9 protein-coding genes are annotated in these 17,393 nt (G+C 40.1%); all 9 read left to right on the top strand.

Annotated elements, in window-relative coordinates; all coding sequences use genetic code 11:
- Nucleotides 1-56 precede the first annotated feature (56 nt).
- The 9 genes from QF042_RS22500 to QF042_RS22460 all read left to right on the top strand — a co-directional run bounded on the left by QF042_RS22500 (nt 57) and on the right by QF042_RS22460 (nt 17,391).
- Entirely contained in the window at nt 57-3,200 is a 3,144-nt protein-coding gene (locus QF042_RS22500; RefSeq protein ID WP_307532407.1) for a SusC/RagA family TonB-linked outer membrane protein, read from the top strand.
- 11 nt (nt 3,201-3,211) lie between these two features.
- Nucleotides 3,212-5,092 carry a RagB/SusD family nutrient uptake outer membrane protein gene (locus tag QF042_RS22495; protein ID WP_307532406.1) on the top strand — a complete coding sequence of 627 codons (1,881 nt, stop codon included), beginning with the start codon at nt 3,212-3,214 and terminating at the stop codon, nt 5,090-5,092.
- A gap of 299 nt (nt 5,093-5,391) precedes the next feature.
- Nucleotides 5,392-6,423: a LacI family DNA-binding transcriptional regulator gene (locus tag QF042_RS22490; protein ID WP_307532405.1), complete on the top strand. Its 1,032-nt coding sequence runs from the start codon at nt 5,392-5,394 to the stop codon at nt 6,421-6,423.
- A gap of 252 nt (nt 6,424-6,675) precedes the next feature.
- Nucleotides 6,676-7,551, top strand: coding sequence for a polysaccharide lyase (locus QF042_RS22485; RefSeq protein WP_307532404.1), 876 nt, complete (start codon nt 6,676-6,678; stop codon nt 7,549-7,551).
- 415 nt (nt 7,552-7,966) lie between these two features.
- Nucleotides 7,967-8,806: a FimB/Mfa2 family fimbrial subunit gene (locus QF042_RS22480; RefSeq protein WP_307532403.1), complete on the top strand. Its 840-nt coding sequence runs from the start codon at nt 7,967-7,969 to the stop codon at nt 8,804-8,806.
- A 228-nt stretch (nt 8,807-9,034) separates the two neighbouring features.
- Entirely contained in the window at nt 9,035-9,532 is a 498-nt protein-coding gene (locus QF042_RS22475; protein WP_025142534.1) for a phosphoheptose isomerase, read from the top strand.
- Between the two features lie 140 nt (nt 9,533-9,672).
- Complete coding sequence (locus tag QF042_RS22470) at nt 9,673-10,401, top strand: acyl-CoA desaturase (RefSeq protein ID WP_307532402.1); 729 nt, start codon at nt 9,673-9,675, stop codon at nt 10,399-10,401.
- A gap of 1,081 nt (nt 10,402-11,482) precedes the next feature.
- Nucleotides 11,483-13,936 (top strand): TonB-dependent receptor domain-containing protein, encoded by a 2,454-nt coding sequence (locus QF042_RS22465; protein ID WP_307532401.1) that lies wholly within the window; start codon nt 11,483-11,485, stop codon nt 13,934-13,936.
- 320 nt (nt 13,937-14,256) lie between these two features.
- Entirely contained in the window at nt 14,257-17,391 is a 3,135-nt protein-coding gene (locus QF042_RS22460) for a SusC/RagA family TonB-linked outer membrane protein (protein ID WP_307532400.1), read from the top strand.
- Nucleotides 17,392-17,393: the final 2 nt, after the last annotated feature.

Below are 17,393 nucleotides of genomic sequence, written 5' to 3'. Positions count from 1 at the left end.
ATCAGCATTTGGCAGATGCTGATTATTTAACAGATAATCTTAACTAAACTATAATTATGAGTAAAATTTACAACCAAAAAGTAGTATTGCTATACCTCAGGCGCATCTGTGCGGGTAAAGCAAAAATTTTAGCGGTATTACTTCTGACGATGTTCGGGAGTTTTAGCGCTTTTGCCCAGACCGTTATTGTGGGTACCATTAAAGATAACAAAGGCATAACGCTTCCAGGAGTAAGCGTAAGGGTAAAAAATACATCAGTAGGCACCTTAACCGATGCTGCGGGGAAGTATACCATAAAAGTTCCTGATGGCAATCAAACCCTGGTATTCACGTTTATCGGCTTCACCACACAAGAAGTTGCCTTAAACGGGAGAAGCACCATCAATATTACAATGGACGACGGGGCGCAAGGCCTAAACGATGTAGTGGTAATTGGATATGGTACTGCACAGAAAAAAGATGTTACCGGTGCGGTTTCGAGCATTAAAGCCACGCAGCTGGAAAACGAAAATCCAAACAGTGTGACTGATATCCTTCGTGGTAATATCCCGGGCTTAACCGTTGGCTTTAATAATAGTGCCAAAGGTGGGGGAGATTTGCTTGTGCGTGGAAAAACAACGCTTACGGGTACCACAACACCCCTGATTGTGCTAGATGGGGTTATTTTTATCGGACAGCTGTCTGATATTAACCCTAACGATATCGAATCGGTTGACGTACTTAAGGATGCAAGTTCGCTTGCGGTTTACGGTGCAAAAGCAGCAACCGGTGTGGTAGCCATTACCACTAAAAAAGGAAAAAGCGGCGCGCCAACCATTACCGTAAATACAAACTTCGGAATGGCTACCCTGGCTCAGGATCAACCCGTGTACGATGGTCCGGGTTTTCTAAACTGGCGTGCCGATGTACAGCGCAGTGGCGGGGTAAATCCAGCTTATATCTACAATGATCCCAATAATTTACCGGAAGGAGTAACGCTTACCCAATGGTTAAACGGGCAAACCACCACCAATCCAACTGATCTTTGGTTAAGCCGCCTTGGCCTTTTGGCTAACGAGAAAGCCAACTATCTTGCCGGAAAAACAACAGACTGGTACGACATGCTTTTTGTAACCGGCCAACGCCAGGATCATACCCTAAGCCTCAGCGGGAAAAAAGAAGAAGTTTCCTATTACATGTCTTTAGGCTATCTTAAAAACGAAAGTATTATTGCGGGTGGCGGCTTCAGCACTTTCCGTACCCGGTTAAACCTGGAAGGTAAAGCGGCTAAGTTTTTAACCCTTGGCATGAATCTCCAATTTGCTGACCGTGATGAGGGCGCTATTGAAGCCCAGTTTTCGCAACTACCTGATTTATCTCCCTACGGCGATTTTTATAATGCAGATGGTTCTTTAAGAAGGATCCCTACGGATGATAACGGCCTCAATGCCCGTAATCCTTTCCTTGACCGAACTTATAATTCGAGGTTGCAAAAACAGAGTACTTTGTTTGGTAGTCTTTACGCCAAAGTACAGTTGCCTTTTGGGATCACTTATCAAGCTAATTTTAGTCCGGGTTTAGATCAGTACCGCACTTTTAACCATCAATCTTCTAAAAATCCAAATGTAACTATACCTGGCGGTTCAGCATCAAGGGCGCAGGAAACCAGGTACAACTGGCAGCTGGATAACCTTTTAAAATGGAACAGAACTATTGCTACAGATCATAACATTGATGTAACGTTATTGGTTAATGCCGAAAAATATTCTACCTGGTATACCATTGCAAGTAACGAGGGTTTTGCACCAACTGATGTGTTGGGTTATCATAACATTCAAAGCGGGAATAAACCTACCGTGAGCAGCGATGATAAGGTGTACACCGGCGATGCTTTACTGGCCAGGGTAAATTACTCCTACAAAGGCAGGTATGCCGTTACGGGCTCTGTGCGTAGAGATGGGTACTCTGCTTTTGGGGCATCTAAAAAACGTGCAAATTTCCCTGCCGCTGCAGTGGCCTGGACGGTAAGTGAAGAAAGCTTTTTAAAACCGGTTAAATGGATCGACTTCTTAAAACTGCGTTTATCTTATGGTATTAATGGAAACAGAGAAATCAGGGATATTAACAATGTAATCGACCCTTATGTTGCCATTCAGACTTTAACCGGAGGCAAGTACCAATCGGTTAGCGGCAGTGGTACACCAGGAGAGGTGAATACCGTTGTAAACAGCTCGCGTTTGGGTAATCCAAACCTGGAGTGGGAAAAGACAAAGTCGTTAAATCTTGGTTTGGATTTTGGATTTTTGAACAATAGAATCAGCGGATCTATTGAACTTTATGATAAGAAAACATCAGACCTCTTAATTGGTCAAACGTTACCGAATGTTTCGGGCTATGTAAATGTAATTGCCAATTTAGGCCGCGTAAACAATAAGGGTTTTGAGTTTAGCATCACCAGTAAAAACTTTACGGGCGGAAATATCACCTGGAGCACGTCAGCCAACCTTTCACTTAACCGCAATAAAATTGTTGGTTTGGCTACGCCGAATGATGATCCGGGTAACGGATGGTTTATCGGTAAAGACATTGATGTAGTTTGGGAGTATAAAATTTTAGGGGTATGGCAGGAGAATGAAGTAGCAGAAGCCAATAAATTTAACAAGGGCATTAAACCGGGTGATTTTAAATTATTGGATGTAGATGGCAATTATGTATATAACGACCTGGATAAACAGTTTATCGGCTACAAAAGCCCAAGGTTCAATTGGTCGTTCCGAAACGATTTCAATATCTATAAAAATTTCGATTTTTCATTCCAACTCATCTCAAGCTGGGGCCAGCTTAGGGCCGATAATCAAACTAAAAACCAACCGGGAAGTGTAGGTTTTGGCCGGTCAAGTTCATATGTTGTGCCTTATTGGACACCAGGCAACCCCGTTAATGATTATGCCCGCCTAAATTCGGGTTTAAGTGGGGTAAGTTTTAATGCTTATCGTAAAAGCTCGTTTATCAGGTTAAATACCATTGCGCTCGCTTACAGCCTGCCTAAAGATTTTCTGGGCAAACTCAGGGTTCAGGGTGCAAAAATATATGCCAATGTAAGTAATGCAGGTGTATATGCGCCAAACTGGAACCAATGGGATCCGCAAACTGCAGATAATAATGGAAATCCTGTTCCAACACCAAGAGTTTACACTTTCGGACTGAATGTTACCCTTTAAAAATGACAAAGATGAATATCACATATAAAAAAATAATTCCGTTTGTGGCCCTGGCCGTTCTACTGTCAGCAAATGGATGTAAAAAATCAAATCTCGATTCAGAATTATTATCGCAGTTAGAACCTCAAACAGCTTTAACCAGTGTAGCAGCTATGAAAGCGGCTATCGCAGCGATCGGAGCCAATGTAAGGAGAGAATTTACCGGCGATATGGCACCCATTGTTACCGAATCTATATTCTCTGAAGTGGCCGTAGATGGAACTACCGACAAAACCACACAGGCCCAGGATATGGATACCCGGGTAACGCCCGATGCCAATCTGGACAACCCTGATTTTAACAGGATTGGGTTTTACTGGACAGAAGGTTTTAGGGGGGTACGCATGGCCAATACCGTAATTACCTATATCGATAATGTAACTTTTAAGGATGAGGCCGAAAGAAATGCTATTCTTAGCGCGGCCTATTTTTACCGGGCCTATTATTATTACCGTTTGGTACACCAATTTGGCGATGTACCATTGAATTTAAAAGATATTACATCTCCTAAACTGGATTATTTTTCGACCAGGCGTGAGGTGATATTGAAAAAAATGCAGGAAGATCTTTTATTTGCTGAAAAATGGTTAAAAGATAATGTAGACCGTGGAGATGTAACCAAAGGTGCCTGCAGCCACCTGCTTACCAAAGTTAATCTTGCACTTGGCGATTTTGATGCTGCAATTACATCGGCCAATAATGTAATCAACAGTGGAACATATAGCTTAATGCGGAACCGTTTCGGCAGTACCGCCGGTGATGCAAGTAAAAACGTGGTTTGGGATTTGCACCGGATGGATAATAAAGCTATTGCGGCTAACCGGGAGGCACTTTTTTTAACCATCGACAGGGAAACGCTTGCTGGGGCTACCGATTTAGGATCGCAGGTGATGCGTAACTGTGTACCTGCCTGGCATTTTGCCAATTTGAAAACACCATCTGGTGCCACCCAGGCCATTGTTGATGGGATAAATGTCGAAATACCTTTAACTTTAATGTATGGCAGGGGAATTGGACGTTATCGTGGAACTGCCTATAGTACTAAAAATATCTGGACAGACAATACCGATTACCGCCATGCACCAGGCATGTGGATGAACATGACCGATCTGGTTTATAACAACCCTGCCATTAAAACAGGAAGTAACGTTGCCGAAAGAGCGTTATATGGCAAACCTTTGGTAGATGTAACCCCAGGTAATGTAAATAACATGTTTTTGAACAAAGGTTTAGATACCATCCGCCATTTTTTTGGGTGGCCACACTATAAAACTTTCATTAATTCTACAAATGCACTTGCGGTTGATAAATATTGGACGCCACCAAGAGGAACCAATACCGACTGGTATATCTTCCGTTTGGCCGAAACCTATCTATTACGGGCCGAAGCCTACTATTGGAAAGGGAATTTAGCCCTGGCTATGGCCGATTTAAACCAGGTGCGTTCCAGGGCCAATGCAGCACTGTTAACTGATGCCTCAGCAGTTACTATTGGAACGATATTAGACGAAAGAGCGAGAGAACTCTTTTACGAAGAGCCGCGTAAAACCGAACTTACCCGTATTGCTTACATCTTCGCAACTACAGGAAAGCCGGCCTATAACGGAAAAACTTATAGCCTTGCCTCCTTCTCTGATAATAATTTCTTTTACGACAGGATTATCGAAAAGAACGATTTTTACCGCAACAAAGTGCCAACAGTATTGGGGGTAAACTTCAGGATTTCGCCATACCATGTGCTTTGGCCTGTTCCGGCAGCGGCGCAGCGCTTTAATACAGCGGGTCATATCAATCAAAATAAAGGATATACAGGTTACGAAAACAATGTTCCGGCCTTGGATAAGATTCAATAGTTAATTGGTTCAATGGTATACCGTTTAGTGGATTTGGGGTTAGTTGATATAGGCTAACCCCAAATGTCATTAAGTTAAGCACCCCGGTTGTCAGTCTGAGCGTAGCCGAAGACTTCTTGAGATTGATAAATTGCAAATAAATGCCCTTCGACTACGCTCAGGGTGACATCTTTTAGAGATTTATCCCTTAACTTAAAGACATTGCACTAACCCCTAATCCCCTAACCTTTAAAGGTTACGAGACGCTAAACCCCAAACGCTCACCGCTTACCACATTGTAACGCTTACCTCCCGCACCTATGGAAAATAAACCTGTTACATTAAAATTAATTGCAAAAGAGTTAAAGTTATCTATTTCTACCGTTTCCAAATCGTTAAAAGATTACCCACGGATTAAAGAAAGTACAAAGTTGCGGGTAAAAGAACTCGCCGCCAGGTTAAATTTTACACCCGATATTTCTGCACTAAGACTTAGAGATCGTAAATCGAGGATTATCGGTATTATATTGCCCAATCTTTCCGACCATTTTTTTACGCGTAGCATTTATGGCATGGAACAGTTGGCTACGGCGAACGGTTACAATATTATTATCAGTCAATCGCACGATAATTTTGAAATAGAGGTAACTGCTGCGGCCACACTTTTAGGATCGAGGGTAGATGGGTTAATTGTAGCTATTTCCAAACATACTTCCGATTTTACCCACCTCGATCAATTCGAGAAAATCGGGATTCCGGTGGTTTATTATACCCGTAACCCAAGCTTTAACCTTAACTGCCATAAAGTGTTAGGCAATACACATCAGGGCTGCTACATGGCCACCGAATACCTGATTAACCGCGGGCATAAAAGAGTAGCTTATCTCGGCGGACCAAAAATGGTCAATTTCAGTCACGATCGCTTCTCCGGATACATTAATGCACTTAAGGATAATGACATCCCTTTTAATGCTAACCATGTAGCTTATACCGATTTTGATGAAGAAAATACCCGTGTAGCCATTAAAAACCTATTTAGCGATCCTGAAAACGGACCCACAGCTTTAGTGGCTTTTAAAGAGAAGTTATTATTCGATACGATTAAATTTTTGCGTTCAGTTGAACATCCTTATGCTAAAAAACTCGAATGCATTGGTTTCGGTAACGACCCTATTATTACTTATCTCAGTGCTCCGCCAATTGCATCGATCGAAGAAAACCCCGAGGCCTTAGGCGAACAGGCGGTTATGTTGCTGGTTAAGCTCATTAACGGCGATATTGAAGCCAGGGATTATAAAAAAGTAATTGTGAACTGCAGTTTAAAGATCCACGAATCTTATACCGGGTTATAAAATAAGCTTTACTAATACTTTAATTGCAAATATTTCAATCGTTGTAACATCGATTAAATCACATTTAGCTGTTTTTAAGGTAGTTGTCGTCTGTTTGGAGTTACGTTTTTGACTAAGTTAGCGTATCAGATCAAGCTAACCAAAAGAATAAAAAACAGCTGCAAATCAATCAGTAATAAACTATCAAGGATAGGGTATTACACCTCACTCAAAAAAATCACTAACCAAATTTAAATCTAAACTAAAATTAACATGAGTCAGAAAATGAATTCAACGCATTTTATCGCATCAGTAGTGCTTGTACTTTCCCTTAGCTTTTATGGTTGTCAGAAAGACAAAGTAGCAGAACCAGTCCCGGAAAACATTGATGTTGTAGCGCAATCAAACGCTAAAGCTACTACCGAGGCTATTCCAAGTAATATCAATACCGGTTTTACACACGCCGATGGCACATACACCTACGGCGAAGCCAGTGCCGATTTTGGTGGTGCAAACTTAACGGGTTGGAACGAAAGCAGGGCCTATATTTCGGGTAATTGGGCCAGGGCTACCCTTGCACCTAATTCTGTTTCGAATGGTTTAATCGCAGGTGCTGATATATCAGACGGTTCAGCATACGAGGCTACCTTTAAAGTACGTTTTCATAGTCAGTTCGATTGGAGCAGGGGTGGTAAAGTTGGCTTCGGCTTCTTAATTGGCGAAGGCAATACCGGATGCGACATTGCCAGCGATGGTAATGGAGGAAGCTTACGTTTAATGTGGTACAATACCGGTAGCCGAGTATTTTTTCAACCCTATGTTTACCACAGGGATATGGCTGGCCCTTGCGGCGATACCTTTGGCAAGTCTTACCCTTCGTCAGGTAGCCTGGTAAAAGGTGATACTTATACCGTGCATTTGTATGTAAAAAGCAATACCGGATCGAATAAAAATGGTCAGGTACAGGTCATCATCAATGGAACTACCGTATTGGATCAATCTATCCGTTGGACGACCAATGATGCACAACGTTTAATTAACAGGTTATCATTCCACAATTTTAGAGGTGGAAAAGATGTTGCGGTATGGGGCTCTAGCCAAACCAGTTACATTTATTTCGATGATCTTGTGGTAAACAAGGTTCAGTAATTAAAAAAGATTATCAAGTGTAGAATCTTAATCAAAGTCGTCATCTCGACTGAAGCGCAGTCCCGAACTTTCGGGAGAGAGATCTATAATAATTAGATTTCTCGACTGCGTTGCACTCCGCTCGAAATGACGACTTCTGCCGGCCAGTTACTTCTTCACCACTTCTGCCTTTACATGCTTAAAACGGTTCCTGTATCATTTTAATGAGAATTCTAGTGTTTATCAAACATACTGAAGCTAAGGGTATATTAAGATCTAATCATGGTTTTTATAGGCCTTTTTTTGTTTGGTATTCTAATTTTACACAGATAAAAGTGTGCATTTTTCGTTTCACAGCTTTGCAATTTAGGATACAGTTTTAAAGGTTGTCCTTCATTAGATAGCGATTATTTTAATTTTATTATTAAAAGGCCTTATGAAAAAAATCATGCTAACAATGTGTGCTGTAGCGATAATGCTCTCAGCATGTATAAAAAATCTCGGTGGACAGGTGGAATCTGTGAAAAAGAATAAAATCGGTTTCAAGATCGGCGGGGTAAATCACAATGTAGGCGAAGCTAATGTTGGTTTTCCAACCGAGCCGCTAAAAAATTTTATTGCACAGTTAACTATTATTGTTTACAACACAGCGGATGGGACTGAAGTAATCAGGCAAACGCAATTGTCTACAAGTTCTACATTTGGTCAGATCAACTTCGAACTGCCTAATGGAACCTATAATTTTGTGGCAATCGGATCAAATAGCGAATTTGGCATAAACCAATTTTATGATGCGGATAAAGATAAGCCTGTTTATTTGCCTTATGCTGAAGCGAACTTTCAATACTGGCAGCCAACGCAGTATTTTTTAGATAAGCTTTATAAAACATCAGATACCTTTTTCGCAAAAAAGGTAGGGATAGCCGTAACCAATAACCAAACCCTGGAGATTATTATGGAACGGATTGTCGGGTTATTAAACGTTGTAGTAACCGATTTACCCACTTATACTGTTGACCTGCAAAATGACTACACGGCATATAAAATTGATACGCAGACTTCTTATAACCCAATGGAAAATGATTTTGGATCTGGGCTCAGATATAGTAAAGATGGTTCAATCAGCTACTACATCATCAGAACTCATGTTCCGGTAGGCATGCGGATCAGGTATGGCAGTACAGAAAAATATATTGAGGTAAACGTTCCTAAAAACAAGAGAACTACCTTAAGTATCCAATTTTCAACAATGGCATTCACCACTGTGATAGAATAGGCAATTTACGCTGTAGCGTATTTCAATTGACATATTGCTTTGTTTGATCTTACCTGTGGCTTAAATATGCAATTCAAATACTTGATAAAATATCCGAAGAAAAAAATAAAGGGCCCGAAAGGGCTTTTTTAATTTATTAGGCTTATTTTTGCGGCAATTATAGAACCACATAGGCGATTAATTGTGCCTATGAACCTCGACAATCATTAGAAAACAAATATTTTATCAATGACAAACGACAAAAAAGAAATATTCGAAAGCGTAGCACAACGTTTAAAAATTGAAGGTTTTAATGTAGTAAACCGCGATGAAACCCGCCCCTGGGGTGGGTTTTTTGTAATAGATGAAGCGCAGGCGCAACAATTTGCCGATACTTATTTTGATGGATTAAATGTTGAAGACCTTAAAATTGGTGGTAAATTAAGCCCGAAAATTTTAATCGTTGCACCAAATACACGTCTATCGTGGCAATATCACCACCGCAGAGCTGAAATCTGGCAAGTGGTTACCGGTACCGTTGGCATTAAAACCAGCCAAACCGATGAAGAAGGTGAAGTGAAAAAATACGCACCAAAAGACCAGATCAAATTACAACAAGGCGAACGCCACCGTTTAATTGGTTTAGAAGATTGGGGTGTTGTTGCAGAAATATGGCAACATACCGATGCTTCAAACCCATCAGATGAAAGCGATATCGTCCGCGTTCAAGACGATTTCGGTAGATAATAAAATAATTTAAAAATGGAATCCTGTTCTATACATTGGAACAGGATTCTTTTGTCTAAACCCTTAAACATCGTAGTTTTTATACATGATGAAAAACTAAACGCCCTCAAAATACGTTTATATAGCATACACACCCATACATGATTATCTTCATTTTTTTTCTTTGCCATTGGTTTTTATCCCTGTTTAGCCAAACCTTTTTCCTTCACCGTTACTCATCACACAAAATGTTTAAAATGGAGCTTTTTTGGGAGCGGTTTTTCTACCTGATATTGCTGATCTCGCAAGGCTCATCATTTTTAAACCCCAGGGCTTATGCTATCCTGCACCGGATGCACCATGCTTACAGCGACACTAAAAAGGACCCGCACTCTCCACATTTTTTTAAGGATGTTTTCGGGATGATGATTGCAACGAAGAATATGTACATGGATTATCTGCAATTTAAAATACAGCCAGAGCCAGCTTTCCAGGGAAATTATCCTGAATGGCCGGTTGTTGATAAGATTGGAAATTCATGGGCCTGGAGAATTGCATGTGGACTGTTTTATATCGGCTTCTATGTCACCTTTGCCAATCATTGGTGGCTGTTCATTTTATTGCCGATTCACTTTTTAATGGGCCCTTTACATGGTGCAATTGTAAACTGGTGTGGTCATAAATATGGCTATTCAAACCATGATAATGATGACCATAGCAAAAACTCATTACCTTGGGATTTCTTGTTAATGGGCGAGCTTTTTCAGAACAACCACCATAAAAAACCAAACAGCCCTAACTTTGCTACCAAATGGTGGGAATTTGATCCAACTTATCCGGTAATGAAGGTATTGCACTGGATGCGTATTATTAAAATCAGAAAGGTTTAAAGAGGGGGGAAGGCTAAAGCTAAAAGCTAAGCACGCTCCGTCTTGTCTAATTTATTTTCTATTCCATGGTCTGTGTCCTCACAGACCATTTTTTGTGCCCTCTTTGGTTCACCAAATAAGCGTTAACATCGCAAATAATCTTAATGCAAGCGCTTTAGATTCCCGCCTGCGCCTATCGTGTGGACACATGTTTTTAAATCTAAATTTATTTTTGCCCCTTGCCTAAGGCGATCGTCATGCTGAATTTAGTTCAGCATCTTTTTGTGCTACTAACGAGTTCGATTCAAAAAACTGTCATTTTAAGTACAAAAATGTTTATTGTTTTTCCGCTCTTTGCCGCGGGGGCATGCTACTTTGGAGCGCCAAAGTACCCAAAGCGCTTTGTCAATCCAGCAATGTGGCTTCTCACTACCCACGCTCATCAAAAAAACAGCGGCACTTTGTTTTGTGTTCAAATACTTCTAAAACTTTAAGTCAGCCTTATGAACACAAAACCACTGTGTTTTAGGCTTGGTAGTACTACTTGTTCTATTCTACACCTGTTTTTTTGATTCTCCTACCACTTGGGATTGACGGCGTTCTTTGGTAAAGATTGTGGTTTATTAAAGCTAGCTAGTATGATGCCCAAACCATTCTTAAAAAAGATGTGTCCACACGATAGGCCTGCGCGGGAATGACGACTATACTAACGGATGCTATCAATGATAGCCTATCGAAGGATAATGCAAGCCCCATTTGATGATTTTTGTCTCCTTAGATTCTGTTTCTTGCACAGTTTTTACGTTAGCTAAACCTGACAGGAGCGAACACGATTCCCGACGTTAGTCAGGGTGAGTAAAGCGGATGGCAGGACTATCGGAACCGATATGAATAGAAACCTGCTTTCCAATCAAGAGGAAAATTGAATACATCTATTTGTTTTTTGCTACAAAAAGGGAAGCACGGAATTGAGTCGCATTCCTTTTACCGATAAAAGACTAGTGTTTGCCGACTAATTAAAATAGTTTGGGTGAAAAGTATAGGTTATAATTGTAACAAAATGCAATTTGCGTAGACTAATTACAAAAGACTAACTTTTAACATGAAAAAACTTTTACTACTTACTTTTATCCTTGGAATATTTTTTACCGCACATGCCCAATTTCCGGGCGGACTTGGCGGAGGACCAAAAAAATCAACTGTTACCGGCCGTATTACTGCCACTATAATTGATTCTTTAACAAAAAAACCGATTGATTATGCTACTATATCGTTGGTTACTGCAAAAGATAACAAATCTGTAAACGGTGGTGTAACCGATGCAAAGGGAAAATTAACCTTACAAAATGTATCGCCTGATTCTTATAAGTTAATGATCGGTTTTATGGGCTACAAAACAAAATCTGTTTTGGTTACCACTACACCATCAAAACCCGACAATAATATAGGCACAATTTATATTTCGTCAACAGAAAATACACTGGCCGATGTTCAGGTTCAGGGAACGAAAGCAGTTATCGAAAATAAAATCGATAGAATGGTTTATAACGCCGAAGCCGATGGAACGAATGCTGGTGGCGACGCTACTGATGTAATGCGTAAGGTACCTATGCTTTCTGTAGATGTTGATGGAAATGTTCAGTTACGCGGTGGCGCTGTTCGTGTGTTAATCAATGGTAAACCATCTGGAACGATGGCTAGTAGTGTTTCGGATGCATTGAAAATGATTCCTGCAGAGCAGATTAAAAGTGTGGAGGTCATTACCAGTCCATCAGCAAAATACGATGCGGAAGGTTCAGGAGGTATCATCAATATCATTACCAAAAAATCTAATGCGCAAGGCGTAAGCGGTACGGTAAATGCATCTGCAGGTACACGTCAAAACAATGGCGCATTTAACCTAACTGCAAAAACCGGTCGTTTAAGTGTAAATGCAAGTCTGGGTACAAACCTGGCTTATGCTCAGGATTCGAGAGTCTTATTTGAAAATAGTACACGTACCGATACCATAGGCAAAACAACTATAACTAACATTATGCAGGACGGGGTTTCTAAATGGAGCCGTAAAGGTTATAATGGTAGTTTTGGTGTTGATTATGATTTTAACGCCTATAACAACGTAAGCTCTAATATAAAATACAATAATTTTTCAAACGGTGGTCCCGGAAGTGCGGATTATAAATTAAATGGCGTGCCATTTAAAAATATCAGTGACATGGACATGGGCTTTAATAACTTCGACTGGAATGTAGACTATAAACATACCACTAAAAAAGAAGGAGAGGAATTCACGATTTCTGGCCAATTATCATCGGGAAGAAATACAACAGATTTCCAAAACGAAATTATTGGAAGTTCATTTCCTGCTGTAAATAATAACAATACCGGTAAAAATCAGGAATACACTATACAAACAGACTACACCTATCCGTTTAGCAAATCGACCATTTTAGAAGTGGGTGCAAAGGGGATTTTCAGAAACATCAATAGTGAATTTTCTAATAATGCAAACCAGGATTTTGAGTACAAGCAAGATGTAGCCTCTGCATATGGGGTAATCAGCTTTAAATTGAGTAAAAAATTAAACTTTAAAGGTGGTTTAAGGTCAGAATATACCAGTATCGATTTCAATACTGTTAATCCAGGCATCCAGAAAAATAACTATTTCAACATATTTCCAAGCGCCATCATTTCGCAAACACTTAAAGGCAATGCAACTTTGAAATTAAGCTACAACCGTAGGGTGCAAAGACCAAGTTTAGCTTATTTAAATCCTTTCCGTAATGAGAGCGATCAGTTTAATATCAGACAAGGAGAGCCAACATTAAGTCCTGAGTTAAGTGATAACCTTGAACTTGGTTATTCAACCTTTATTAAAGGATCTGTGATCAATGCATCAGTATTTTACCGTCGCACAGGTGGGGTAATTGAAAGTTCTATCACTCCATTAAAAGAGAACGGATTTGAGAAAACATTATCCACATATATAAATGTGGGGGTGGCACAAACTTATGGAGCGAATGTTTTTGCCTCCTACAATCCAAAACCAAAATGGACTTTAATGACTAACCTGGGTGTTAATACTTACGAGGTGAGCAATACACAAACAGGAATAAGTACAGGTACCTTTTTAAACTATAATATATTTGGACGTTCTGCATACGGATTTGGTAAAGGTTATAATTTCGAATTGTTTGGTGTGGTAAACTCGCCAAGAAGAACTTATCAAGGTAAAACCGATGCAATGGTGTTTTATGGTGCATCGTTCAAGAAAGATATCCTGAACAAAAAAGGCTCAATCGGCATCAATACTTTAAATCCATTTACCCGCGATCTGCATATTAAAACTGTAAATAATTCTGTTACAACGCTTGGAAATAAAGTAAGTACACTTTATCAGAGCACTAACATTTATTATCCATTACGTTCTTTTGGTGTTAACTTTAGCTATTCATTCGGTAAACTGAAATTTACCGAGAAGAAAAAGATCAAAAACGACGATGTGAAACAAGATCAGCAACAAGGTGGTGGTATGGGCGGTGGCGTTCAGCAATAAAAACCCAATCTAGATATATCATATAAGTCTTTCCGGTAATTCGGAAAGACTTTTTCGCTTTAAGGGCATTGCTATTTGCCCATAGTGTGAAATTTACAATAAGTAGGGTTTTAAGCTCCTTGTTTATGTTATAGCAACTGATTTTGCTTGAGTATTTTGCGTTTTTTATCTTGAATTTTGCATGTTTTTGCAGGTTGCAGGCTTTTTGTATCAAAAATTGTACAGAATTTAGTCTGGCTGGTCGTGTTTTGTGCGTGTTCTTGTTTTTAAAAACCTTATATTGCAATAACTAAACAAATCATTAACCTAAATATTGAGATATGAGAAAAATCTTTACTTCACTTTTTTTTCTGTGTATTTTACTTACAGGCCTTTCAGCTCTGGCCCAGGTAAAAACGATTACAGGGAAAATTACCTCTGCTGATGATGGAGGTCCCTTGCCTGGTGCAAGTGTGAAAATTAAAGGTACTACAACAGGTACCTCTACCGATGGGAATGGCAGTTTTACCATTCAGGTGCCATCACCAAATGCAGTGCTTGTAATTAGCCTTTTAGGATATAAAACACAAGAGCTTACTGTGGGTAATAAAACCAGCATCAATGCAATACTTGCTTCAGATACTCAGGAACTGCAGGAGGTAACCATCTCTACGGCTTTGGGTATTACCCGGCAGGCCAAATCTCTGGGTTATGCCGCACAGTCCGTTAAATCTGAAGATCTGAATTATAATCACCAGCCTAACTTACTTAATGCATTACAGGGTAAAATTGCCGGTGCTACAATCTCAAGTACTGGTGGTGGCCCTGGTCAGGGAGCAAGTATCCGGATCAGGGGGGTTAATTCCATTGATCCTAATATTTCTGGTGATCCTTTATATGTTATTGATGGGGTACAGATTGATAACTCTACCTCTACTACCGGGGCTAATCCCGATGGAACTGCATTTGGTTCAAGAGGCGTAACCAATAGGGCTTCAGACATTAATCCAGAGGATATTGAAACGATCAACATTTTAAAAGGAGGGGCAGCTACTGCGCTTTATGGATTAAGAGGTGCAAATGGCGTTGTGGTAATTACCACCAAAAGAGGTAAACAGAATGGTGTTAGTGTTAACTTCAACAGTAGTTACGGCTTTGATGAAGTGCTGAAATCTCCGGCAGTACAAACAGAATATACGCAGGGGGTTTTAGGTGTTTATACCAATCCGCCAGGAGGAATCGGACCGGCATGGGGCCCAACCATTGCCGAAGCGAAACTGATTGATCCGACTCACCCTGATCAATTGTTCAATAATTATGACCGTGCTTTTGGTACCGGGCAGCAGGTTAAAAATTCCCTCTCGGTTACCGGAGGAAGTGATGCGATTAAATTTTTCTCTTCTATTTCTCAGCTTTACCAAAAAGGGATGATGCCGAATACCGATAACAAAAACTTTTCGGGGCGTTTGAATACGGACTTTACGATCAGTCCAAAATTTAAGGCATCTCTAAATATGAATTTCACCAATTCTGGCGGATATACCTACAGTGCAGATCGTTTTGGTGAAAGTTTGGCTTATTGGTCGCCACGTTATGATGTAGCAGATTATCAGAATGCAGATGGCTCACAAAAATACTTTGGTACCAATAACCCGATATGGGGTACCGCGAATAACAGGTTTAAAGGTGATGTTAACCGTTTTATCGGTGGGGCAAGCTTAAGTTATGATCCTGCCAAATGGCTTAATTTTTCTTATCGTTTAGGTGTAGATACCTATAATGATAACCGTGTGCGCACCGCACGTGGACCGATGTATGCTACTGAAGCCATGTACGATAATGCTCAGGGTTTTTATGGTGAATACAATACTAAGTTTAGAACCATCAACAGCACTTTCGTTGCCACGCTTACCTCTAAACTAACAGATGATATTACCGGGACTTTAAGGCTTGGACAAGAACTTTACGACCGTAAGTCGAAAGAGATCGGTACTTTGGGCAGTATCCTCGGTGTGTACGATTTTTTTAATTTGGCTAACGCCGGCGTACTTACACCAACGCAGACCCTGAAACAAAAAAGACTGATCGGTTATTTTGGAGAAGCGACTTTTGATTACAAAAACTATCTTTTCTTAACCGTAACCGGAAGAAATGACATCACTTCTACGCTGCCAAAAGCAAACAGGTCATTTTTCTATCCTTCAGCAAGTTTAAGTTATGTCTTCTCTGATCAATTTAAGTTGCCTGCTGTTATTAGTCAGGCCAAGTTACGTTTGTCTTATGCAAGGATTGGAAAGGATGCATCCGAGTATTCTACATTTACCGGATATTCGCCTTATACCTCGCTACCAACAGGAACAGGAGGTTTAACCATTGCGCCAAATCTTGGTAATCCTGATCTTCGTCCTGAGTTTACCAATACCTACGAGGCTGGTTTAGAGATGTCGTTCTTTAAAAATCGTTTAGGTTTCGATTTTACGTACTATTATTCATTAAGCAAGGATCAGATCATCCAGACACAGATTTCTTCAGCTGTAGGTTATTTAACCAAATCAATCAATGCTGGCGACATCCGTAACAGAGGGGTAGAATTAGTGTTAAATGGTAAGCCTATTGTGTCAAAAGATTTCAAATGGGATGTAAATGTAAACCTGTCTGCCAATAGAAACATGGTAATGAGTATGCCTAATGGAATCTCAGAAATTGTATATGGTGCGGCAAGGGGATATGGCAACGCTGGGGTAACCATGAAACTGATCCCGGGGCAACCTTATGGCAATATTTATGGCAGTTATTTTAACCGTTATTATGGAAGTACGCCAGAAGATCCTGTAGTTCTCGATAAAAATCTGCCGTTGCTAATCGGTGCAAACGGATTCCCAAGCATTTCCGGCGGAAAACAAAAATTACTGGGTAATTCTCAGCCTAATTATATCATTGGTATGGGCAATACTTTCAGGTACAAAAATTTCAGCTTAAATGTATTGTTTGATGCTCGTTTAGGCTTTGAAAAATACAACTGGTTAGAAGATTTTTATTCAGCTTTCGGATTACCTGATTATACTGCTGATAGAAGAACGGTAAAAGTATTTGATGGGGTTTTGGCTAATGGACAACCAAACACAAAGCCGGTTTACATGGGACAGCGGATAGGACCAGATAATGTTGATTATGGTGAAGGATATTACCGCATCTACTACCGCAACGTTTCTGAACCGTTTGTAAGTGATGCCTCATGGGTACGTTTACGTTCTGCAAGTTTAACCTATAATTTACCGGAGAACTGGTTGCCTGCTAAATCAATCAAAAATGCTTCACTATCCGTTACCGGAAATAATTTATGGTTGTGGACAAAATATTACGGTGTAGATCCAGAATCAAGTTCTTATGATTCTGGTAGTAATAATGATGGCTCGGCAGGATTTACCTATCCTTCTGCCCGTACAATTATGTTTACACTTAATGTTGGTTTTTAAAT

Origin of the sequence: Pedobacter sp. W3I1, from assembly GCF_030816015.1 — a bacterium.
GTDB lineage: Bacteria > Bacteroidota > Bacteroidia > Sphingobacteriales > Sphingobacteriaceae > Pedobacter.
Note: the sequence above shows the minus strand (reverse complement) of the source record. Positions and strands in the feature narration are given on the sequence as shown.